The following is a 21150-nucleotide window of genomic DNA, read 5'->3' as shown; positions in this document are numbered from 1 at the left end:
CCATATTAACCGTGTTATTTTTGTGCAAAATGCACATATTTTACATATCCACGTCGGTTTTATCAAGCATTCTTATTCCTTTACAGTAGGTCTGTATTACATCGTAGGAATCACTCAGTACAACCAGATCCCCGTCATATCCTGCATTCAGACGTCCTTTTCTGTCATCCACTCCCAGACACTTAGCTGGATTAATGGTACAGGAATTAAGGGCAGAATCAAACGGTATCATCGCTTCCTCCACCAAAAGCTTTAATCCCTGGTTCATCTTTAAGGTACTGCCTGCTATGGTTTTAGTTCCCTTTAAATAGGCAAGGCCGTTCTCCCTGATTTCAATTTCATGACCGCCTAACTGATACCGTCCACCTGACGGACAGTTCTTGGCCCTTAAGGAGTCACTGATCATGATGGCGTAATCCCGTCCTTTTGCCGTATAATAATTATTCAGTGCGGCCAAATGACTGTGACAGCCATCACAAATGATTTCTCCGTAAATATCCCGCACTCTGAGAGCAGTTCCTACCAGTCCCGGTTCCCGGTGATGATAGGCCGTCATACCGTTGTAAACATGCGTCATGGAAGTGACCCCATTGGCAATTCCCATGAGTGCCTGTTCATATGTGGCGGCTGAATGACCCATACTTACTACCACTCCATGGCTTTTACAGTATTTTGTAAGAGCGAAGCCTTCATCCCGCTCCGGAGCAAGTGTGATATATTTAATCTTTCCTTTTGCAGCCTTCTGATAGCTCTTAAACTGCTCAACCGACGGTTTTGCTATAGCTTCCGGCGGCTGTGCGCCCTTGTATTTCATATCCAGATAAGGACCTTCGAAATGAATTCCCAGGATTTCCGCTCCCTCGTAACCTTCATTTACCACATCTGCTATATTAGATACTGCCTTTTCTAAAACTCCGGGCATCTGTGTGACCGTAGTCGGCAAAAGCGCAGTAACCCCCTCTTCGGGAATACGCCGGATCCAGTTTAGAAGTCCCTGGGAATCTCCATCATTGGTATCATAGCCATATGCGCCATGGGTGTGGATATCAATAAATCCCGGCACAATCCGGCAGCTGTCGTAATCCTGATCTGCCGTATGCGTACCATATTCATAAACAGCCTGAATTTTTCCTGCTGACAGCTCAAGCTGTGCCGGAATAAACTGTCCTGCAATCCAGACACGTTTGCTCTGTATAATCATATTCCTGCTCCTCTCTCCTTCCGGATGACATGTGACAGGCTGAACCTGACCTTTCTTTTAGTATAATCAGTTCGTTTCCGGTTTTCAAGAAGTTTTGGAAATTTTTTTTATTTTATTTCCATTTGTAAAAATTTTATCCTACATAATTGGCCAGCGTATGGTTACACGGAATAAATCAGCCTCTGTCTCAACAGTAAGTTTACCGTTTTGCAGTTCCACAAAACTTTTAGCTATTGCCATTCCCAGGCCGGACCCCTCTGTATTCCTTGCCTGATCTCCCCTGGCAAAACGTTCGGTTATCTCCTCCGGATTAAAAGTCAGCTCTGCAGCTGAAATATTTTTTAATATAATAACCACCCAGTCATTTTCTTTTTTCAAATCAATGTAAGCCCGTGTTCCAGGCATCGCATATTTGATTATATTCGTAAGCAGATTATCAAATATCCGGTAAGTCTTCTGGCTGTCCAGAGAAAGTATTATTTTTTCATCCGGTAAATACCACCGAAAATCAATGGTTGATTCTTCAATCTTATCACTAAGCTCAAAGCTCACCTCCTTTAACAGGCTGACAATATCAACATCTTCCAGATTCAGTGTCACATTGTTGCTGTTTGCCTTGCTGATCTCAAAGAGATCCTCAATCAGAGCCTTCAGCCGCATGGACTTCTGTTCCAGAATATCAATATAGGCTTTGCGCTGTTCCGTCGTAGCATGATCATCTTTTAATAAATTTACATAGGTTATAATGGCTGTGAGAGGGGTTTTTAAATCATGGGACATGTTGCTGATCAGATCGGTCTTCAGCTTCTGGCTCCTTACCTCTTCATTCACTACTACTTTCAGTCCGCTCTGAATCTTCTGAATCTCCTTTTTAAAAGGATCAAATACACCTAAATCCTCTTCAATTGTAACCTCTAAATTACCTTCAGCTATCTGGTTTGTTGCTTTTAACAGCATGTTAAATTTGCTGCTTAAATCCTGATAATATTTTCTCATGACAAAAAACAGTATAACAGAGTAAAGAAAGATTGCTCCCACTCCCAGAAACCACAGGCTGCACAAAATGGTTAGTACTATAAAATTCACTGCTGCAATCTTAAAGATTGTCCGGTCTGATTTTTCCTGTAAATTGATGTCTCCCAGATACTTGTATAATTTTTTCATACATCTGATTACCCAGCCCCAGAACAGGCCGCAGATGGTTCTTTCCCTTAAATAACGTCCGATCCCTATATGAAATACATCTCTGATACACAAAACCGACCAGTAAACCACTGTAAATGGGATCAGCCACCAGAGCATATTCCAAAGCTTTACCATGATATTGGCTACTGCCGGAAGAAAATTGGCACGCAAAAGGGCACTGTATAAATCCCCGCGGTTTGTCACAGCTACCAGGCTTGTGAGACCTGCGCCAAAAGCGGCTGCACCGGCTCCGATTCCGGCCACTACCTCAAAGGGCGTTCTTAAAAGTGCAACATCATCAGCCATGCTTACATCAAAACAGGAAAATAATAGCGCAAGTGCGGCAACTGCACAAATCAGCCCGATAAAAATACGGGTAACGCTTCCGGAGTTTTCGTAGGCGGTCCAGATATTGCTGTTGGTATCTTTTAAAGCATCAACCTGCTGTTGTGACATACCATAGGCAAAGGACATATTTCTGGGATTGGAAAGTTTTATATTCCCATCAGGGAAATACTGGTCATCGTAATAGTTCTGCAAAGGATCTGTATCCCCGTATCCCTGAAGTGTATTGAGTAAGTAAGCCGTATTCTCTCCACTTATACAGGATATGTCCATACGTCCCTGTCCGTCGTAATGCAGAACAGCCTGAAACACGTAATGGCTGTTGTTTGGAATAAAACGTCCTTCCGCATGGTCCAGAACCACATTTCCGTCTTCATCTATCATCTGATAGTCAATGGACTTTCGGATTCTCCCAAAATACCGGTTCCAGTTTTCATATTCCCGTATACAATTCTGCCGCAGCTCCCTTAGATATTCCGTATTTTTTCCGGCTTTCAGCTCCGCTTCGGCTTCCGGCAGAAAATACTGAAACGGGGAGATAATCTTATTCTGTTCTGACTGGGCATCTTCCATTGACAGAACATAATTTCCATAAGACAGATGTCTTAAAAAAGTATTTTCTTCATAGACAGGAGTTCCGCTCCGGGTAGATTCATTCTGAAAGAAGGGATAAAGCGCCACCATAACTAATGCTGCTGCAATTACAACAGCTGCCGCGATAAACGCACTGAGTCTATGCCTGTTTTTCAATTTTATATCCAACGCCCCACACCACCTTTAAATATTTAGGTTCCTTCGGGTTTAATTCAATTTTTTCCCGGATTTTTCTTATGTGCACCATAATTGTATCCGTATTGATCGCCCGCTCATTCCAGACTCTTTCATAAATCTCTTCCGCAGAAAATACTCTGCCGGGGTTCTTCATGAGAAGAGCAAGTATCTTAAACTCAATGGGTGTCAGCTTTACCAGCTTTTCATCTACCGTAACCTCAACTGTATCTTCATTTAATTCCAATCCGCCGATGGAATAGACATTGCTTTTTTCTTTCTGTTCCTTTTCTTCCAGCATATCCATATATTTTCTGTACCGTCTCAGCTGGGAATTTACCCTGGCGAGGAGTTCCATAGGGGTAAATGGCTTTGCTACATAATCATCTGCCCCGATGTTAAGGCCCATGATCTTATCCACCTCTTCCGACTTGGCAGACAGAATAATAACTGGAAAATCATGTTTTTCCCGCAGCTTTACGGTCATGGTAATCCCGTCCATACGCGGCATCATTACGTCAACAATCGCCAGGTGGATTTCCTCCCTTTCCAGTATTTTAAGTCCTTCCAGACCATCTGCCGCCTGAAATACTTCATATCCCTGACTTCTTAAGTATATTTCAACTCCCTGTCTGATTTCTTTGTCATCTTCAACTAATAAGATATGGTTTACCTCCATGTGATCTCTCCTTATCTATCATAATCCGCCGGTTAATACCGCCGGTTTCTGCATCAATTAAACCTCACTCCTATTCAAATTCTCTACAATCTTAGGATAAAATACCATTCTTAAAATGATTGACAGAGAAAACGAAAGAAATTCTAAAATTCCCCGTACTTCTATGCAGGCAAAAAAGGTGCCAAGGAAATCAGCTTCCTTATGCACCTTGTGATTTAGATTTCATTCGTTGTTTTTCTGATATTTGTATCCATTAATCTGTTAAAACCAAGCCACCCATGATTGTCTCCTGCAGCTTTTAGCACTTCAATCATGGTCTCCATCTTTGCATCTGTATTATCTGCAAAGTTAAGAGCCAGGGCTTCAATCAGTGCCGGTTTTTTCGGTGAGCCGTATTCCAGTTCCCCATGATGGGCCAGAATACAATGCTTTAATTCAGTAGCAGACTTCTCCGGGAATCCCGGAATGGAGCGGATTCTCTCTCCCACCATCTCCGTACCGATCATAATGTGGCCGAGAAGCTGTCCATCGTCGGTGTAATCATTCTCCGGAAATGTGGAAAGTTCTTTTGTCTTTCCAATATCATGAAACATTGCGGCAGTCAGTAAAAGATCCCGGTTAAGCACAGGATAATACCCCGCATAATAATCGCAGAGCTTTACTACGCTTAATGTATGTTCCAGCAGACCGCCTACAAAACCGTGATGTACGCTTTTTGCTGCGGAGTGGAACTGGAATGCCTTTGCAAATGCTGCATCTTCTATAAAGAAGCTTTCTAACAGCGCTCTGAAATATGGACTTTTTACTGAACGGATAAAGCCTGTCAGCTCCTCATACATCACAGTGATATCTTTAGCAGAAACCGGAAGATAATCACCAGGAGTATATTCCCCTTCTTCCGCTTTCCGGATTCTCTTTATATTCAGCTGATTGGAATTCTGGAACACTGTTACATCTGCATCTATGTATACATAATCCAGACTCTCGAAGTTACCAATCCCCGGGGATCCCAGGTCCCAAATTTTAGCATCTACAGTCCCTGTTTTGTCCTGAAGTATCAGGTTGCCGTATTCCTTTCCTGATTTGGTCAGGGAAATCTGCCTGTTTTTGCACAAAAACACATCAGAAACATGCATTCCTTCCCGGAATGATTCAATATATTTCATTTTTTTCCTCCATATCTTACTGAAAGCAACAAGGAAGCCAGGATATTTACCTGGCTCCGATGGTTACCTGATATTGTATCTTTTTATATTCTTCCCGGCCATTACGGGATACAGTCACAGGAATTATCTGTCCAGGACTGGATTTTTCCAGAATCACCTGAAAATCCTTCATAGTGACAATGGCTGATCCGCCCATCTCGGTGATGATATCACCGCTTTGTATTCCTGTATTGTAAGCGGGGCTGTCTGTATTCACTTCCACCACGTATACACCAAGAGGCATACCGCTGCTGTTCATCACTGCACTCACTTCCTGTCCTTTGATACCAAAGTATGGGTATGGTGCACCATTGCTTAGCTTTTCCAGAATACTCTTATAATCTGATATGGCCATGGCTGCTGTCATATCCTTGCTGCTGTCGTTTTTATATTCATCTGTCACCCAGCCGATAATCTGACCGTTTGTGTTCATGAGAAACGTACCGGCTCCGGCATTACCCTTAACGTCGGTATACAGTATTCTGGTCATACCATCAATGATCTGGACATTCTTCGTAATAAAAGAGATAAAACCATAACCGGTAGAATGAACCATCCCTGCAGGACCGCCGATTGCAATCACAAGGTCTCCCTGCTTTACTGAATAAGAATTGCCAAGTTCAATCGCCTTAACCTCTTCCAGCTGTGTTCTGTCTAAATCAGCAGTTGAAACGCTGACAATTGCCATGCCGGACAGCTTATCTGTCTGCTTAATCTTACCCTGAACCTCTTTTCCGTCGGAGAAAGCAACCCGAATTGATTCTGCATCCTCAACCGCACGTTCCGGTGTTAAAATGAGGAGCTCCTGATTTGCAGAGGCAGTGATCACACCCGAGTATAGTCCGGAATTTTCAACCGGATTATTAAACCAGTCCTTCTGTGTCTTTACGGAATGAACCGTAACAATTCCCTTGTCCGCCTTTTGCACCACAGATTTTAAACTTCCGTAAAGAGTATTTAAATCATCCACGGAGAATGGATATTTCTCCATAGCAGACTTTAATATGTCTTCAATTGGTTCCGTCTCCGCAGCAGTCGAAGTGGTTTCCGCCGCAGAAGCAACGGTCTCAGGCTCATCCTTTGGTATGGTCACCGGAGTCGTCTCACCGGTGGATTCTCCCACTAGTAATCTCTCAGCTACAGGTCTGGATATGACAAATGTAACTGCCGCAACCATTCCGAAAATAACTGCAGTCACTAAAAGACCCAGAAGTCTCTTAAACATATCCCTTTTTGACATGGGCTGTCTTACAATCTTTTCATTGATAAAACGGCGGGTCTCCGCCTTTCTATCATCTGGCCCGTTATTTTCCGGCATACTTACCCTCCTTTTCAGAAGACCTATGTACTATTATAAGGTTCTTCCCTGTTTTATGCAAGAAAAACATATGAAACAGCAGTAAAAACAACAACCTGAGGATTGCAGTATTTGTCTTTCCTATGCTATACTGTAACCGATCCCATTATTCAAAAACCGGTTATCATCCCGGTTAAATATTCACAAAGAAAGCAGAATAATTAAGGTATAACTTATGAATCAAAAAGCACTGAAAACGTTAGAATATTATAAAATCATCGAACAACTTACCGAATATGCCTCCTGTGAGTCCGGGAAGGAGCTGTGCCGCAGACTGGTACCCTCTACGGATTATGAGGAGATAACCACTTCCTTAAAAGAAACCACCGATGCAGTTACCAGAGTCCGTCAGAAGGGCGGAATCTCCTTTGGAGGAGTTAAGGATATCCGCGCTTCCTTAAAACGTCTGGAAGTTGGGAGTTCACTCGGAATCATAGAAATTTTATCCATCAGTTCCCTTCTCACTGCATCTGCAAGAGCAAAGGCATATGGCAGGCATGAGGATCCTGAGATTTCTGAAGATTCTCTGGAAGAATTTTTCCGCATTCTGGAGCCTCTGACTCCGGTTAATAACGAGATCAAGCGCTGTATCATTTCGGAGGAAGAGGTCAGTGACGATGCCAGCCCCGGGCTTCACCATGTCAGACGCTCCATGCGCTCTATTAATGATAAGATCCACACCCAGATGAATTCCATTTTAAATTCCAACCGTTCCTATTTACAGGATGCGGTTATCACCATGAGGGATGGAAGATACTGTCTCCCTGTAAAGTCCGAACACAAATCCCAGGTTTCGGGAATGGTTCATGACCAGTCTTCTACCGGATCAACGCTCTTTATCGAACCAATGGCAATCGTTAAGCTGAATAACGATTTAAGAGCCCTGGAAATTCAGGAACAGAAGGAAATCGAGATGATTCTGGCGGATTTAAGCAATCAGCTGGCCCCTTATCTGGAAGAACTGGAGACAAACTATCACACTCTTACCAGACTGGATTTTATCTTTGCAAAGGCAGCACTGGCCAAACATTATAACGGCAGCGAGCCAATCTTTAACACAAAACATGAGATTCGTATTAAAGACGGGCGTCATCCCCTGCTGGATCCGAAAAAGGTTGTCCCCATTACCATTCATTTAGGAAAAACCTTCGACCTTTTAATTGTTACAGGACCCAATACCGGCGGTAAGACGGTATCATTAAAAACGGTAGGTCTGTTTACCCTGATGGGACAGTCTGGTCTTCATATACCGGCATTTGACGGTTCTGAGCTGGCGGTCTTTGATGAAGTGTTTGCTGATATCGGAGATGAGCAGAGCATCGAACAGAGCCTTAGTACTTTTTCCGCACATATGACAAATATCGTACAGATCTTAAGTAAGGCAGACAGTAATTCCCTCTGCCTGTTTGATGAGCTTGGAGCCGGTACGGACCCTACAGAAGGGGCTGCCCTGGCTATCTCCATCCTTTCGTTCCTTCACAATATGAAGTGCCGGACCATGGCAACCACTCATTACAGCGAGTTAAAGGTCTTTGCCCTTACCACCCCCGGTGTGGAGAATGCCTGCTGCGAATTCAATGTAGAGACACTTCAGCCCACCTACCGGATCCTGATCGGCGTTCCAGGCAAAAGTAATGCCTTTGCAATATCAAAGAAGCTGGGGCTTCCGGAATATATCATCGATGAGGCTAAGACTCATCTGGAAGCAAAGGATGAAACATTTGAGGATCTGCTGACACATCTGGAGGAAAACAGGGTTACCATTGAAAAAGAACGAATCCAGATAGCCTCCTACAAGCTGGAAGTAGAACAGTTAAAAGCCCGATTAACCCAGAAGGAGGAGCGGCTTGATGAACGGCGGGACAAGGTGATTCAGGATGCCAGAGAAGAGGCCCGCAAAATCTTACGGGACGCGAAGGATACTGCTGATCAGACCATCCGTCAGATTAACAAGCTGGCTTCCGATTCCGGAGTTGGCAGGGAGCTGGAGGCAGAACGCAGCCGGTTAAGGAATAAGCTAAAAGATGTGGACTCTTCCCTGTCCATAAAGAGAGAACAGAAAAATCCCACGAAAGGGATTGATCCAAAGAAGCTGAAGCTGGGAGACGGAGTAAGAGTTTTAAGCATGAACTTAAACGGAACAGTAAGCTCCCTTCCCAATGCAAAAGGTGATTTATACGTTCAGATGGGCATCCTGCGGTCACTGGTTAACCTGTCGGATTTAGAGCTGCTTCATGACGACACAGTTCTGACACCTTCAAACGGAGGTTCCAAAAAGTCAGGAAGCGGAAGCAGTTCTGCCCGTATCTCAAAGTCCTTCTCCATTTCACCCGAGATCAATCTGATCGGTATGACAACAGATGAGGCGATACCTCAGCTTGATAAATATTTAGACGATGCCTATCTTGCCCATCTTCCCCAGGTGCGGGTGGTTCACGGACGAGGTACCGGTGCCTTAAAAAATGCGGTGCATAAGCATTTAAAGAGATTAAAATATGTAAAAGAATTCAGGCTTGGTGTCTTCGGCGAAGGAGATTCGGGAGTCACCATTGTCTCATTTAAATAAATTTGAACGGGGGATCCATTATGGCAGAGAAACAGCGGATTTTAATTGTGGACGACGACAGCAATATTGCAGAGCTCATTTCCCTATATCTTTTAAAGGAATGCTATGAAACTGAAATCGTCGGAGACGGAGAGGAAGCAATTCGGGTCTTTCCTGAATTTAAGCCCAATCTTGTTCTGCTTGATTTAATGCTTCCGGGCATGGACGGCTATCAGGTCTGCCGGGAGCTTCGTACAGGGTCCCAGGTTCCGATTATCATGCTGTCAGCAAAGGGCGAGGTATTTGATAAGGTACTGGGTCTGGAGCTGGGAGCTGATGATTATATGATCAAACCCTTTGATTCCAAGGAACTGGTGGCGCGGGTAAAAGCAGTGTTAAGACGATATCAGTCAGGTCCTGCTCCTGCTGCTTCCCATACGGACCAGCAGGGCGACTATGTGGAATATCCGGATCTGATTGTCAACTTAACCAACTACTCTGTTATCTATATGGGGCACTCCATTGAGATGCCTCCAAAGGAGCTGGAGCTTCTTTATTTCCTTGCTTCCTCCCCTAACCAGGTGTTTACAAGGGAACAGCTTCTGGATCATATCTGGGGGTATGAATATATCGGAGATACGAGAACTGTGGATGTCCATATCAAGCGTCTGAGAGAAAAGATCAAAGATCATTCAGGCTGGGCACTTTCAACGGTGTGGGGGATCGGGTATAAATTTGAGGTAAAGCGGTAGGGCCAGCCTATACGTTATAGTTAGAGGTGAACATTCAATGACACACTCCCTGTATTACAAATTCATCATGGGTTACTTACTCTTCGGCCTTCTGGGTTTTGTTACCATCGCTTCCTTCTCATCCAGAATTACCGATCAGTACCTGCTTCGCCAGCAGTCCGAGTGTCTGTATGACGAAGCAAACCAGATTGCAACTTCCTTCAGCAGCATGTATCATGGAAAGGATATGAAGCTTTCCTCTTCCTATCCGGGACTTGTCAATGAAGCCGATTATCTCCATGCCCGCATATGGATTGTTGACCGTCAGGGTAAGATCGTATCAGACAGCCAGCAGCCAGGTAAGGATGGGGATATGATAGCCAACTTTGACCCCACAATTATGGGGAATAAATCCTATACCATCGGCACTTACTACAACGAATTTTCATACGACGTGTTAAGCGTCCATGCTCCCATAACAGGGAATTATACCACACACGGATATGTGGTGATCCACCTTCCCCTGTCCTATTTACAGGCCCAGAGGAACGGAATCCTTAATATCGTTTATATTACCTCCGCTGTAGTATTCGGTTTTTCTCTCATTATTTTACTAGTTTTCACAAAAAATGTTTATATACCTCTGAAAAAAATCACTGCAGGGGCCAATGAATATGCCCAGGGTAATCTAACACATCATATCGATGTAAACACAAGAGATGAGATGGGTTATCTGGCTGCCACGTTAAACTATATGTCTGATGAGATTAATAAGATGGAGGAATACCAGAGAACCTTTATCGCCAATGTTTCTCACGATTTCCGTTCACCGCTCACTTCAATTAAAGGCTATCTGGAAGCGATCTTAGACGGCACCATCCCGCCCCAGATGCACGAAAAGTATTTAACCCGTGTTATTTCCGAGACAGAGCGGCTGAACAAACTGACGCAGGGCATGCTGACCCTTAATACCCTTGACAGCAAAGGATATTTAAACCGTACCAATTTCGATATTAACCGGGTTATAAAGGACACCGCGGCTTCATTTGAGGGCACCTGCAGCACTAAAAACATCACGTTTGATCTCACCTTCTCCGACAACATTCAGATGGTATATGCGGACCTGGGGAAGATCCAGCAGGTCCTTTATAATCTCATTGACAATGGGATCAAATTCAGCCATACGGATTCCACGATTTACATTCAGGCTTCCAGCAAGTATGAAAAAATCTTTGTTTCTATTAAGGATACTGGAATCGGTATACCAAAAGACAGCATCAAAAAGATATGGGAACGGTTCTATAAATCGGATCTGTCCAGAGGGAAGGATAAAAAAGGAACCGGGCTGGGACTGGCTATCGTCCGGGAGATCATTCAGTCTCACGGAGAAAATATCGACGTGGTCAGCACTGAAGGGGTTGGGTCAGAATTTATCTTCAGTCTTCCAAAATCAACAAATTTATAAGGCATGCGATCCATCCGGCGCTCGGATGGCGCATGCCTGTTTTTTTATGGTTTACAACCGTTTTACTGCGTCCATTGCCAGTAAGGACCGTTCGCATTCCTCCGCCTGCAGCGTGATCTGCCAGCACAGGGGACTTCCTTTCATATGCTCTGCAGCATAGCTGAGTCCATTGGTCCGTTCGTCAAGAAATGGACGGTCAATCTGATTGGGATCTCCCAGAAGAATTATTTTGGTTCCTTTTCCAGCACGGGTAATAATACCCTTCACCTGATTCGGTGTCATATTCTGGGCTTCATCAATAATCAGATAGGTCTGAACAATGGAGCGGCCCCGGATAAAGGTCAACGCCTCTGTTTTTATCAGGCCTCTGGCAAAAATCTCTTCTATTTTTCCAGCCAGCTCTTCTTCATTCTCATACCGCTTCTCCTCATTGGAATCAATGAGCTGTTCCAAATTGTCGATCACAGGCCTCATCAGCGGGGAAATCTTTTCCTGTTCATCTCCTGGAAGGAATCCAATGTCAGAATCAAACTGTGCATTGGGCCGGCTGACGATGATCCGCCTGTATTCCCCTGTGGGGTTGTTTAAAAGCTTTTCAAGCCCAACAGCAAGAGAGTAAAAGGTCTTTGCTGTTCCTGCCATACCTTTAATGATGACCAGCGCAGCTGTCTCAGCCGGCTGCATCAGCGCTTCCTGAGCAAAATACTGGCCTGCATTCCTGGGAGTTACTCCATAAGGCCTGCTTTTCTGATAATCAAGTGGTACGATTTTATCTCCATTTACCCGTCCCAGTACTGTTTTTCTGTTTGACTGGTCCGCTTTTAAAATCACAAACTGGTTCTCACACAGCTTTGGGCTGTATTTTTTTCCAGCCTCATCGGTGATATATACCCGTTCTGCTGATATTCCCTTTTTCTTAAATTCCTTAAAATTCTCCTCCGGAGCAAAAACCTCGATCCTTCCGGTGTATTGCTCCTCACGCCCGGATACCTGCTCAGTTGTAAAATCCTCCGCCCGTATTCCGATGATCTGAGCTTTCACACGCAGCAGGATATCCTTCGTTACCAGCACAACCTCTCCTTCAAGTCCTCTGCACACCTTGAGAATGCGGTTATCCATTTTGTCGTCAGGAAGATCCGCAGGCAGTACCACATCTACAAAGTTTTTCTCTATCCTGATTGTTCCTCCATGCTCCAGCGTTACTCCTGTCAGTAAATCTCCCTGATGACGCAGCTCTTCTAAAAGCCTTATTGCTTTTCTTGCATTGGCACCTGTTTCACCCTCAGCCTTTTTTAAGTGATCCAGTTCTTCTAACACAACTACCGGAAGAACTACCCGGTTATCCTCAAAACAATTGATGGCATAAGGCGCCTGAATCAGAACATTGGTATCTACCACATAGGTTTTTATCATTTACCGGACTCCTTTGCAATTTCAGAAACATTGGTTTCTGTAAAACCGATTATACCCTTTTCTAAGTTCTGCTGTAACCAATGTTTCGTAAAAGAAATGTAAAAACGGATTCTTTTTTCTGGAATCCGGTTCCAGATAATCTGAATTTTATGATATATGCTCCTGTTCGTCTTCTCCACACGCCTCTGACTGGGCTGGCCCTTTCAGCAGCATCTTTCTGAGTGACCAGATAACCAGAATAGTACCCGTAACGAAAAATAACGTCATAAAGACCAATTGAATTATGTATCTCAACCCTGAGGAGATGAAAAGTTCCGGAACCATCTGAAATGCCAGCCAGACCAGATAACCTCCTCCCACAAGCCTTAAAACAATGGTAACGGGTGCAGGTGACTCCACCTGCTGCTTCTTATCTTTACTCATGCTCCTCCTATCCTCTGATACGAACGGAATTACGCTCCACTGCCACTGAATCAAAGAGATAATTCCCGTCGAAATAGGGGTTTTCAATCATCCGTATCATATTTTCTGCTGCTTTTTTACCCAGCTCCTCCATTGGGTGGGGAAAGGAAGTGATGGGTACCTCACCCAGAGATGCCAGTTCTGAATTATCTATACTGACCAGGGACAAATCCTTTGGTATCTTAATTCCTCTCTTCATGCAGATTCCAGACAGCATATAAGCTACCTCATCATTATAACAAACCAGGGCTGTGCAGTCTTTAATCCGGTCAAAGAGATAGTCAGACCATGCTTCCAGATCATTCTGACTCTCTGTATCAATCCAGACGATTCCCCTTCTGTCAATGTGAAAGCCGGCCTGTTTCATAGCCTTTATAAATCCCAGATAACGAAGATGCCCCTGCCCGGATCAGATACTCTACAGCCTTTTGGGCTACCAGCTCATCATGCAGTGACACACAGGGAAACGGAAGCTTTGGGTAACTGCTGTTAAAGAACAAAATGGGAAGCTTTTGCTTTGCCAGTCTTAAGTAGGAATCCAGATTGGGATTCGGCAGTGCACTTTTTGCCGGTTCAACAATCAGACCGTCAATAAATCCCTTTCCCAGCAGTTTATAAAGGATTTCCCCTTCTTTTTCAATCCTGTTTCCTGTAAACGCCACCTGCATGGTATATCCTGCTTTTGACAACGCTTTTTCGATTCCTTTTAGAACCGGCGGAAAAATATAACTGTCTACATAGGTACTGATAACTGCTATATTCTGATACCGTTCCTTTCTCTCTTCCCTGATTCCAACGCCTAAATAGGTTCCGCTGCCCCTGATTCTGGTCAGCATATTTTTCTGTTCCAGTACATCGATAGCATGACGGACAGTCTGCCTGCTCAGCTCAAACTCACGGCTTAGTTCGTTCTCTGAGGGCAGTTTATCCCCTGTCCGGAATACTCCATTCTGGATCTGCTCCATGACCCAGTTTACAATAGCCATATATTTTGCTTCCTGTGGCTTCATGTAATCTCGCTCTGTCATCTGCTATTTTTTTCTTTTGGATAATAAGTCAACCGTAACTGCTCCTAATAAAACAGCTCCTTTTACGATTTTCTGAATATCCGTTGACCAGCCGTAAAGTGACATGCCGTTGTTTAAGATTCCCATGATAAATGCACCTACTACCGCGCCTATAATGGTTCCGATTCCTCCTGATGTTGCAGCCCCCCCGATATAGCAGGCTGCAATGGCATCCATCTCGAACTGATCCCCCGCCTTGGGTGTTGCAGATGCATTTCGTGCGGAGAGAACAATTCCTGCAATTGCACACATGATACCCATATTGGTATAAACCCAGAAAAATACTTTTTCCGTATTAATACCGGACAAGCGGGCTGCCTTGGCATTTCCGCCCAATGCATAGATCTGCCTTCCTGCTACGGTTTTACTTGTGATAAAATGGTACAGGGCGACCAGTACGCCCATGATCACCAGGACAAAGGGTATCCCGTTGTAGCGTGCCAGTTTATAGAAGAAAAACCACACAATTACCATAATTACTCCCACTTTGGCTATGGTCTGCCACATGGGATTAACAGGAAAATCGTATTTCTTTTTTGTCTGAATGCTCCTGATCTCAGATATGATAATAAACGCGAAAGCGATGAGTGCTGCTGCGATGGAAACCAGATCCAGAGTTCCTCCCCCAAAGGGAATTTTAACTGTTGGGAGAAAACCCGCACCTATGTAAGTATAATCAGCCGGAAGGGGACCTTTGGTCTGTGCCTTTAACAGCGTATAGGTAAGCCCGCGTCCCATAAGCATGGTTGCAAGGGTAACGATAAAAGGAGGAATAGAAAGCTTTGAAACAAAAAATCCAACAAACATACCGGCAAGAGTGCCAATAGCAAGCGCTGCCAGAATCGCAATCCACATACTGGTCTTTTGGTCTACAATCATAATTCCCACAACGGCTCCGCATACTGCAACAATGGAACCAACCCCCAGATCGATATTACCGGTCAGAACGCAAAGAAGCATGCCTACCGCCAGAATTACAATATAGCTGTTCTGCATGATTAAATTGTTTATGTTTGCCGGAGACATATTTTTACCGCCGGTCATTGCAGCAAAGATTAAGAAAACCACTATAAGAGCCAGAATCATACCATACTGCTTCATGTTAATATTAACTGTTTTCTTCTTATCCATCTCTATTCTTCCTTTCCGTTATCTTCCATGATACACTTCATAATCTTTTCCTGTGAGACTTCGTCCCTGGTAAGCTCTCCGCAGATATGCCCGCTGTTGATGACATAGATGCGGTCACAGGTTCCGATTAACTCCTGAAGTTCCGATGATATAACAAGAATTGCTTTTCCGGCCTTAGCCAGATCATTGATAATGCAGTATATCTCATACTTCGCGCCAATATCAATGCCCCGGGTGGGTTCATCCAGAATCAGGATATCCGGCTGGGTCAGCATCCACTTGGCGAGGACCACCTTCTGCTGGTTGCCGCCGGAGAGAGAACTGACTGACTGGTTGATGGAGTTGGATTTAACATTAATTCTTTTCCGGTAGTCCTCTGATGAAATGATTTCTTTATTCTTATTTACTATGCCCCTCCTGGAAAAGAAGTTTCTAAGAGCTGCCAGAGTCATATTTCCCTTCACAGTGTCTATGAGGATCAGTCCGTAATTCTTACGGTCTTCTGATACATATGCCAGCTTGTTGTTAATGGCATCTCTGACATTTCTGATCAGGACCTGCTTTCCATTTATCTTTATGGTTCCGCTGATTTTCTGGCCATAGGATCTTCCGAAAATGCTCATTGCCAGCTCTGTTCTGCCAGCCCCCATCAGCCCGGCAAATCCCACCACCTCACCTGACCGCACATGGAAGGAAACATCCTGTATTACATGGCGGTTCGGATCATCGGGATGATAGGCATTCCAATTCTCCACTTCAAATATCTTTTCTTTTATATCGCTGGTCCGTTCCGGAAAACGGTTGGTCAGCTCCCTGCCTACCATTCCTTTAATGATCCGGTCTTCGTTGATTTCATCCTTTTCTTTCTCAAGTGTCTCTATGGTCTTTCCATCTCTGATTACGGTAATGGAATCCGCCACATAACTGATTTCATTCAGCTTATGAGAAATCATAATGCAGGTAATTCCATGCTTTTTCAGTTCCAGCATAATATTTAGAAGCCGTTTGCTTTCCTCGTCATTGAGAGCTGCAGTCGGTTCATCCAAAATCAGAAGTTCCACCTGCTTTGCCATGGCTCTTGCAATTTCAATCAGCTGCTGCTTGCCTACGCCAAGGCTGCCCACCAAAACATTTAAGTTTTCATTTTCAAGGCCCACCTTTGCAAGCATCTCCTGTGCCCGCTTATGGGTTCTGGTCCAGTCAATAATTCCTTTTTTACCTGTCTGCTCATTTCCAAGGAAAACATTTTCTGCCACAGACAGATAAGGACTTAATGCCAGCTCCTGATGAATAATAACAATGCCTTTTGCCTCACTTTGCTTAATATTATGGAACTGGCACACTGCTCCGTGATAGACAATATCACCGCTGTAGGTTCCATAAGGATAAACGCCGGACAATACGTTCATAAGCGTAGACTTCCCGGCCCCGTTTTCTCCGCAGAGTGCATGGATTTCCCCGCGTTTCACCTTGATATTCACATCATCTAGTGCCTTTACACCATAAAATTCTTTCGTGATGTGATTCATCTCCAGGACATAATCGGCCATCTTTCCAACTCCTTTTCTTTTTATCCTTCACGAAAACAGGCGGCAGTCTTTTCCACCGCCGCCTGTATGTACGTCTCTGCTACTGTGCCAGCTGTTGTTCTGTATAATAACCGCCATCAATAATAATCTTTTTATAATTGTCCTTATCGACTGCAACCGGTGTACACAGATAGGAAGGTACTACCACCTTACCGTTGTTGTACTGGGTTGTATCATTAATCTCAGGCTTTCCGCCTTCCAGAACTGCCTGAACCATAGTTACACACTTTTCAGCCAGAAGTCTGGTGTCCTTATAAATGGACATGGTCTGATAACCGGAAATAACATTTTTTACTGCCATTAATTCAGCATCCTGACCAGTTACTAACGGCCAGTCAACGCCAACTTTATAGCCGGCTCCCTCTAATGCAGCCTTACAGCCATAAGCAAATCCGTCAAATGCGGAAGCACAGATATCCAGCTTTTTATCTGCATAGAAACCGGTTAAGTAGTTTTCACAGTTCTGCTGGGCTGTTTCCTGTGACCATCTTAAGATACAGGTATCTTCAAAGGATGTACGTCCGGATTCACATACCAGAGTTCCGTCATCCAGATAGGGCTTTAATACTTCCATTAACCCGTTATATAAGAATAATGCGTTGTTATCATCAGGAGAGCCCATGAAGAATTCGATGGTATAGGACTTTCCCTCTGATTTTGCCTTATCCAGCTGTTTTGCTTCTTTTATGTATTCACCAATGGCTGTACCTACTCCCTTATTATCAAAGGTAGCGTAATAGGAAACGGCATCTGTATCCATCAGCAGACGGTCATAAGCGATAATGGGGATTCCGGCACTTTTGGCCTGAGCTTCTACATTAACAAGAGCTGAGGAATCGATGGATGCAATTACCAGACATTTTACGCCAGAGGCTATCATGTTCTCAATCTGGGACACCTGCATCTGTACATCATCCTCTGCATACTGTAAGTCCACCTGATAACCCAGAGCTTCTAACTGCTTCTTCATGTTGGCACCATCATTAATCCAGCGCTCAGAAGACTGGGTCGGCATGGCCACGCCAACTTTTCCGCCGCTTCCTGCTGATTTTGCCGCTTCTGCCGCAGCCGTGGATGCAGCGGTTGTACCAGCTGTGGTTTCTGCCGCTTTGGTCTCCGCTGCTTTGGTACCAGCCTCCGTGGTTGCAGCTGTCTGGGAACTGCTGCATCCGAATAATGCAGATGCCGCCAACACTGCACTAAGCATGACTCCAAGTACTTTTCGTTTCATCATTTCATACCCTCCTAATAATCACTTTTTTAGTATATACAATTTGCACATATTGCAAATGTGTATTTTGTTCGGCTTCGACATGCATTGTCGAATAGTGGCAAATATTGCATGTAATATTTCATATATTATCGTTTTATACTTTATTTTTTATGGTTAAATTTACCAAATTCATTTATAAAATAAATATATAATTTCATCAATGTTTTGTCAATACATTTTTTAACATTTTGAGTATTTTTATCAAGTTGTATATACAACTTGATAAAATAGCTATATGCTGATCGACATTATTATCAATAAAATTACATAAAAAACGGCTTGTTCTTTATAATTAAGAACAAGCCGGGATTCCTCATATACTAATTTATAACATGGAGCTTTTTATCATAAGCATTTCCCAAAAGTGTCTCTATGTAAGCAGAAGGTGTAAATCCGGACATTTTCACAAATTCCTTAATAAAATGAGACTGATCATAATAGCCGGATAACAGTGCCGTATCTGCGCCATTGGAACAGTGAATGGTCTCCACCAGTCTGCTGACTGACTTCTGGAACCGGATAAACCGGATAAGATTTTTAGGATTCATACCAAAGTCCTCATGAATCTTCTGATTTAGATACCGCTGCGAATACCCTGTGTAGCTGCTTAATTCCGAGAGCTTTAAGCTTCCGTCTGATTGAAGAATCTGCTTATGAATGGCAAACTTTAAACTATTTTTATCTTCTGGCTGTTTAAAAAAGGACTTTAAATAAAAATTCATATATACTTCAGTTTTTTTGTGAAAGGAATCAGCTTCGTGCATTTGCTCCAGCAATGCTTCCCTTTCCTGCCTTCCAATTATAATGTCATCCAGGCTGATTTCATTATTGACAAGCTCGCTCAGCTTTACATTACCGGTCATCGGATTCACCCCCGGCATAAAACGCACCCCAAAATACTGACAGTTTAATTCCGTTTTGGTTGTACCTTTCTGAAAAAGGGTTCCAGCTGCCTTGGCTTTCATTACCCCATTTTTTTCCCAGAACAGCATATCAATACAGGCATCAGGAATCACTCCCATATGGTCCGATTCAGCAGTAAACTGATAAAAATGGGAAAGATTGTATTTCATGATACATTTCTTTGAATAATTTGTCGTTGCCAGCACAAACTCAGGCTGTCTGGGGCTCAGTTCTCCAGATGCTTCTTTTCTCCATCCACCGCTCATATTGACTGCTCCTTTCTGTTTACCTTCTTAAAAGCACAAAAGACACAAAGGGTCCAGAACGCCTTTGTGTCTTTTGAAGCATTTTATCATTTTCTCTTTTCCAGGTCAAGAAATATTCTCATTAATGCTCTGCCAGTTCTTTCCTTATGACTTCCGATTTTTACAATACCTGAGTACTATAAAACAGTTAGAATGACAAAAAAGGACAGCGAGGTCTTATGATTCCATATCATAAGGCTTTTTTTAATGAATGGAGGTACATTCGGTGAAACGCATTAACTTTGCCTCCGGCGCTCCGTTAGAAGAGCTGGTGACACCAAAACTCAACCGCCCGACTCAAATGGTTGAGATTGAACTGGAAGCATTTATAACTGATGAAAATGAAGAAAGCAGAGGTTAAACATATGGCATATCCTGAAGTTGATTTTATTTATCTGAATGAAGAAGACATGGTGAAGGCTGGAGTTACTGACATGAAAGGCTGCGTAGAGGCCATGGAAGAAATGTTTCGTCTTTTAAAAGCCGGAGATTTCCGGATGGGCGGTTCCAATGCCAATTCCCATGGAATTATGATGACATTTCCTGAAACATCTGCTTTTCCAAATATGCCCACAGACGGACCTGACAGACGATTTATGGCAATGCCCGCTTACCTTGGAGGTAAGTTTGATATGGCCGGTATGAAATGGTACGGCTCCAACACTGAGAACCGGAAAAAAGGTCTCCCAAGATCTATACTTATGCTGACACTGAATGATAAGGATACAGGTGCACCTCTTGCCTATATGTCTGCAAATATTTTAAGTGCATTCCGTACAGGTGCTGTTCCCGGAGTTGGTATTAAATATTTTTCAAGAGAAGATTCCAAAGTGGTTGGTATCATCGGACCAGGTGTTATGAGCAAAACTGCTTTTGATGCCGCAATGGCAGTCAGAGATCAGATTGAAACTGTAAAAATAAAAGGAAGAAGCCAGAAATCAGTGGACGGATTTATCCAATATGTCAGGGATAAATACCCACAGATCAAAGAGGTGATCGTCGTGGAAACTGAAGAGGAAGCCATCAGGAATGCAGATATTGTAAGTATTGCCACTTCAAGTCCGACCGGTGATCCTTCTCTGTATCCTTACATCAAAGAAGAATGGATCAAACCAGGTGCCATACTCTGCTGTCCTGCAGCTGCCAGATTCGACGATGACTTTATCTTAAACCGGGCAAGAAATGTGGCGGACAATATTCAGTTATACGAAGCCTGGGCAGAGGAACTCCCCTATCCTTCCTACAATTCCGTTCCCATACCAGCAGTTCACTGTATGGATTTAATGAAGGACGGAGTTATGAAGGCCCACCAGGTGGATGATCTTGGTGATGTGCTTACGGGAAAGGCTCCTGTCCACAGAAATGAAAATGAAATTGTTATTTATTCCGTGGGAGGAATGCCCATTGAGGATGTGGCATGGGGAACCATCGTTTACAGAAATGCCCTTAAAAACGGAATAGGAACCAAATTGAATCTATGGAAGGAACCCTACCTTGCTTAGAAAATTCAGGAGAGGAGCTGATGA

General features: G+C 43.7%; 18 protein-coding genes. 5 read left to right on the top strand and 13 right to left on the bottom strand.

The window, feature by feature from the left end; genetic code table 11:
* Positions 1–40: 40 nt before the first annotated feature.
* From nagA to CRO04_RS13070, 5 genes are all read right to left on the bottom strand, one after another.
* Positions 41–1201 (bottom strand): N-acetylglucosamine-6-phosphate deacetylase, encoded by a 1161-nt coding sequence (nagA, locus tag CRO04_RS13090; protein WP_097004693.1) that lies wholly within the window; start codon positions 1199–1201, stop codon positions 41–43.
* A gap of 138 nt (positions 1202–1339) precedes the next feature.
* Entirely contained in the window at positions 1340–3493 is a 2154-nt protein-coding gene (locus tag CRO04_RS13085) for a sensor histidine kinase (protein WP_097004692.1), read from the bottom strand.
* Positions 3465–4178, bottom strand: a complete 714-nt coding sequence (locus CRO04_RS13080) for a response regulator transcription factor (protein ID WP_097004691.1) — start codon at positions 4176–4178, stop codon at positions 3465–3467. The genes CRO04_RS13085 and CRO04_RS13080 overlap by 29 nt, the downstream gene beginning before the upstream one ends.
* 215 nt (positions 4179–4393) lie before the next feature.
* A complete protein-coding gene (locus CRO04_RS13075) occupies positions 4394–5344 on the bottom strand; it encodes a 3'-5' exoribonuclease YhaM family protein (protein WP_097004690.1) in 951 nt (316 codons plus the stop codon).
* A gap of 46 nt (positions 5345–5390) precedes the next feature.
* Positions 5391–6701, bottom strand: a complete 1311-nt coding sequence (locus CRO04_RS13070) for a S1C family serine protease (RefSeq protein WP_097004689.1) — start codon at positions 6699–6701, stop codon at positions 5391–5393.
* Between the two features lie 214 nt (positions 6702–6915).
* Here CRO04_RS13070 and CRO04_RS13065 point away from each other — a divergent pair, with 214 nt between their 5' ends.
* The 3 genes from CRO04_RS13065 to CRO04_RS13055 are packed head-to-tail and all read left to right on the top strand — an operon-like array spanning position 6916 to position 11481.
* A complete protein-coding gene (locus CRO04_RS13065) occupies positions 6916–9306 on the top strand; it encodes an endonuclease MutS2 (RefSeq protein ID WP_097004688.1) in 2391 nt (796 codons plus the stop codon).
* 20 nt (positions 9307–9326) lie between these two features.
* Entirely contained in the window at positions 9327–10037 is a 711-nt protein-coding gene (locus CRO04_RS13060) for a response regulator transcription factor (protein ID WP_097004720.1), read from the top strand.
* A 37-nt stretch (positions 10038–10074) separates the two neighbouring features.
* Entirely contained in the window at positions 10075–11481 is a 1407-nt protein-coding gene (locus CRO04_RS13055; protein WP_097004687.1) for a sensor histidine kinase, read from the top strand.
* Between the two features lie 51 nt (positions 11482–11532).
* On the opposite strand, the gene CRO04_RS13050 is transcribed toward CRO04_RS13055, so the two are convergent.
* The 8 genes from CRO04_RS13050 to CRO04_RS13015 form a co-directional block, all read right to left on the bottom strand.
* On the bottom strand, positions 11533–12894 hold the full coding sequence (locus CRO04_RS13050) for a PhoH family protein (RefSeq protein ID WP_097004686.1): 1362 nt from the start codon (positions 12892–12894) through the stop codon (positions 11533–11535).
* A gap of 147 nt (positions 12895–13041) precedes the next feature.
* Positions 13042–13317: a hypothetical protein gene (locus CRO04_RS13040; RefSeq protein ID WP_097004684.1), complete on the bottom strand. Its 276-nt coding sequence runs from the start codon at positions 13315–13317 to the stop codon at positions 13042–13044.
* 7 nt (positions 13318–13324) lie between these two features.
* The gene (locus tag CRO04_RS26865; RefSeq protein ID WP_242974477.1) at positions 13325–13723 is read right to left on the bottom strand and encodes a substrate-binding domain-containing protein; all 399 of its coding nucleotides are present in this window, start codon (positions 13721–13723) and stop codon (positions 13325–13327) included.
* Positions 13698–14342 carry a GntR family transcriptional regulator gene (locus CRO04_RS26860; RefSeq protein WP_242974475.1) on the bottom strand — a complete coding sequence of 215 codons (645 nt, stop codon included), beginning with the start codon at positions 14340–14342 and terminating at the stop codon, positions 13698–13700. The genes CRO04_RS26865 and CRO04_RS26860 overlap by 26 nt, the downstream gene beginning before the upstream one ends.
* Positions 14343–14387: 45 nt before the next feature.
* The gene (gene mmsB / locus CRO04_RS13030) at positions 14388–15554 is read right to left on the bottom strand and encodes a multiple monosaccharide ABC transporter permease (RefSeq protein WP_097004683.1); all 1167 of its coding nucleotides are present in this window, start codon (positions 15552–15554) and stop codon (positions 14388–14390) included.
* 2 nt (positions 15555–15556) lie between these two features.
* Entirely contained in the window at positions 15557–17104 is a 1548-nt protein-coding gene (gene mmsA, locus CRO04_RS13025; RefSeq protein ID WP_097004682.1) for a multiple monosaccharide ABC transporter ATP-binding protein, read from the bottom strand.
* Between the two features lie 79 nt (positions 17105–17183).
* Positions 17184–18374 carry a multiple monosaccharide ABC transporter substrate-binding protein gene (gene chvE, locus CRO04_RS13020; protein WP_097004719.1) on the bottom strand — a complete coding sequence of 397 codons (1191 nt, stop codon included), beginning with the start codon at positions 18372–18374 and terminating at the stop codon, positions 17184–17186.
* A gap of 362 nt (positions 18375–18736) precedes the next feature.
* Positions 18737–19585, bottom strand: a complete 849-nt coding sequence (locus CRO04_RS13015; protein WP_097004681.1) for a helix-turn-helix domain-containing protein — start codon at positions 19583–19585, stop codon at positions 18737–18739.
* 265 nt (positions 19586–19850) lie between these two features.
* Here CRO04_RS13015 and CRO04_RS27045 point away from each other — a divergent pair, with 265 nt between their 5' ends.
* Positions 19851–19985, top strand: a complete 135-nt coding sequence (locus tag CRO04_RS27045; protein WP_278321367.1) for a hypothetical protein — start codon at positions 19851–19853, stop codon at positions 19983–19985.
* A 4-nt stretch (positions 19986–19989) separates the two neighbouring features.
* Entirely contained in the window at positions 19990–21126 is a 1137-nt protein-coding gene (locus CRO04_RS13010) for a tyramine oxidase subunit B (RefSeq protein WP_097004718.1), read from the top strand.
* The last annotated feature ends 24 nt before the right edge of the window (positions 21127–21150 follow it).

Source organism: Lacrimispora amygdalina (assembly GCF_900205965.1).
GTDB classification, from domain to species: Bacteria; Bacillota; Clostridia; order Lachnospirales; family Lachnospiraceae; genus Lacrimispora; species Lacrimispora amygdalina_A.
This window is presented reverse-complemented; position numbering and strand designations above follow the sequence as displayed.

Bases quoted from the DNA above. Each gene is read 5' to 3' on its own strand.
- nagA (WP_097004693.1), bottom strand. From the start codon at position 1,201: ATGATTATACAGAGCAAACGTGTCTGGATTGCAGGACAGTTTATTCCG.
- CRO04_RS13080 (WP_097004691.1), bottom strand. From the start codon at position 4,178: ATGGAGGTAAACCATATCTTATTAGTTGAAGATGACAAAGAAATCAGA.
- CRO04_RS13075 (WP_097004690.1), bottom strand. From the start codon at position 5,344: ATGAAATATATTGAATCATTCCGGGAAGGAATGCATGTTTCTGATGTG.
- CRO04_RS13070 (WP_097004689.1), bottom strand. From the start codon at position 6,701: ATGCCGGAAAATAACGGGCCAGATGATAGAAAGGCGGAGACCCGCCGT.
- CRO04_RS13065 (WP_097004688.1), top strand. From the start codon at position 6,916: ATGAATCAAAAAGCACTGAAAACGTTAGAATATTATAAAATCATCGAA.
- CRO04_RS13060 (WP_097004720.1), top strand. From the start codon at position 9,327: ATGGCAGAGAAACAGCGGATTTTAATTGTGGACGACGACAGCAATATT.
- CRO04_RS13055 (WP_097004687.1), top strand. From the start codon at position 10,075: ATGACACACTCCCTGTATTACAAATTCATCATGGGTTACTTACTCTTC.
- CRO04_RS13050 (WP_097004686.1), bottom strand. From the start codon at position 12,894: ATGATAAAAACCTATGTGGTAGATACCAATGTTCTGATTCAGGCGCCT.
- CRO04_RS13040 (WP_097004684.1), bottom strand. From the start codon at position 13,317: ATGAGTAAAGATAAGAAGCAGCAGGTGGAGTCACCTGCACCCGTTACC.
- CRO04_RS26865 (WP_242974477.1), bottom strand. From the start codon at position 13,723: ATGAAACAGGCCGGCTTTCACATTGACAGAAGGGGAATCGTCTGGATT.
- CRO04_RS26860 (WP_242974475.1), bottom strand. From the start codon at position 14,342: ATGGCTATTGTAAACTGGGTCATGGAGCAGATCCAGAATGGAGTATTC.
- mmsB (WP_097004683.1), bottom strand. From the start codon at position 15,554: ATGGATAAGAAGAAAACAGTTAATATTAACATGAAGCAGTATGGTATG.
- mmsA (WP_097004682.1), bottom strand. From the start codon at position 17,104: ATGGCCGATTATGTCCTGGAGATGAATCACATCACGAAAGAATTTTAT.
- chvE (WP_097004719.1), bottom strand. From the start codon at position 18,374: ATGAAACGAAAAGTACTTGGAGTCATGCTTAGTGCAGTGTTGGCGGCA.
- CRO04_RS13015 (WP_097004681.1), bottom strand. From the start codon at position 19,585: ATGAGCGGTGGATGGAGAAAAGAAGCATCTGGAGAACTGAGCCCCAGA.
- CRO04_RS13010 (WP_097004718.1), top strand. From the start codon at position 19,990: ATGGCATATCCTGAAGTTGATTTTATTTATCTGAATGAAGAAGACATG.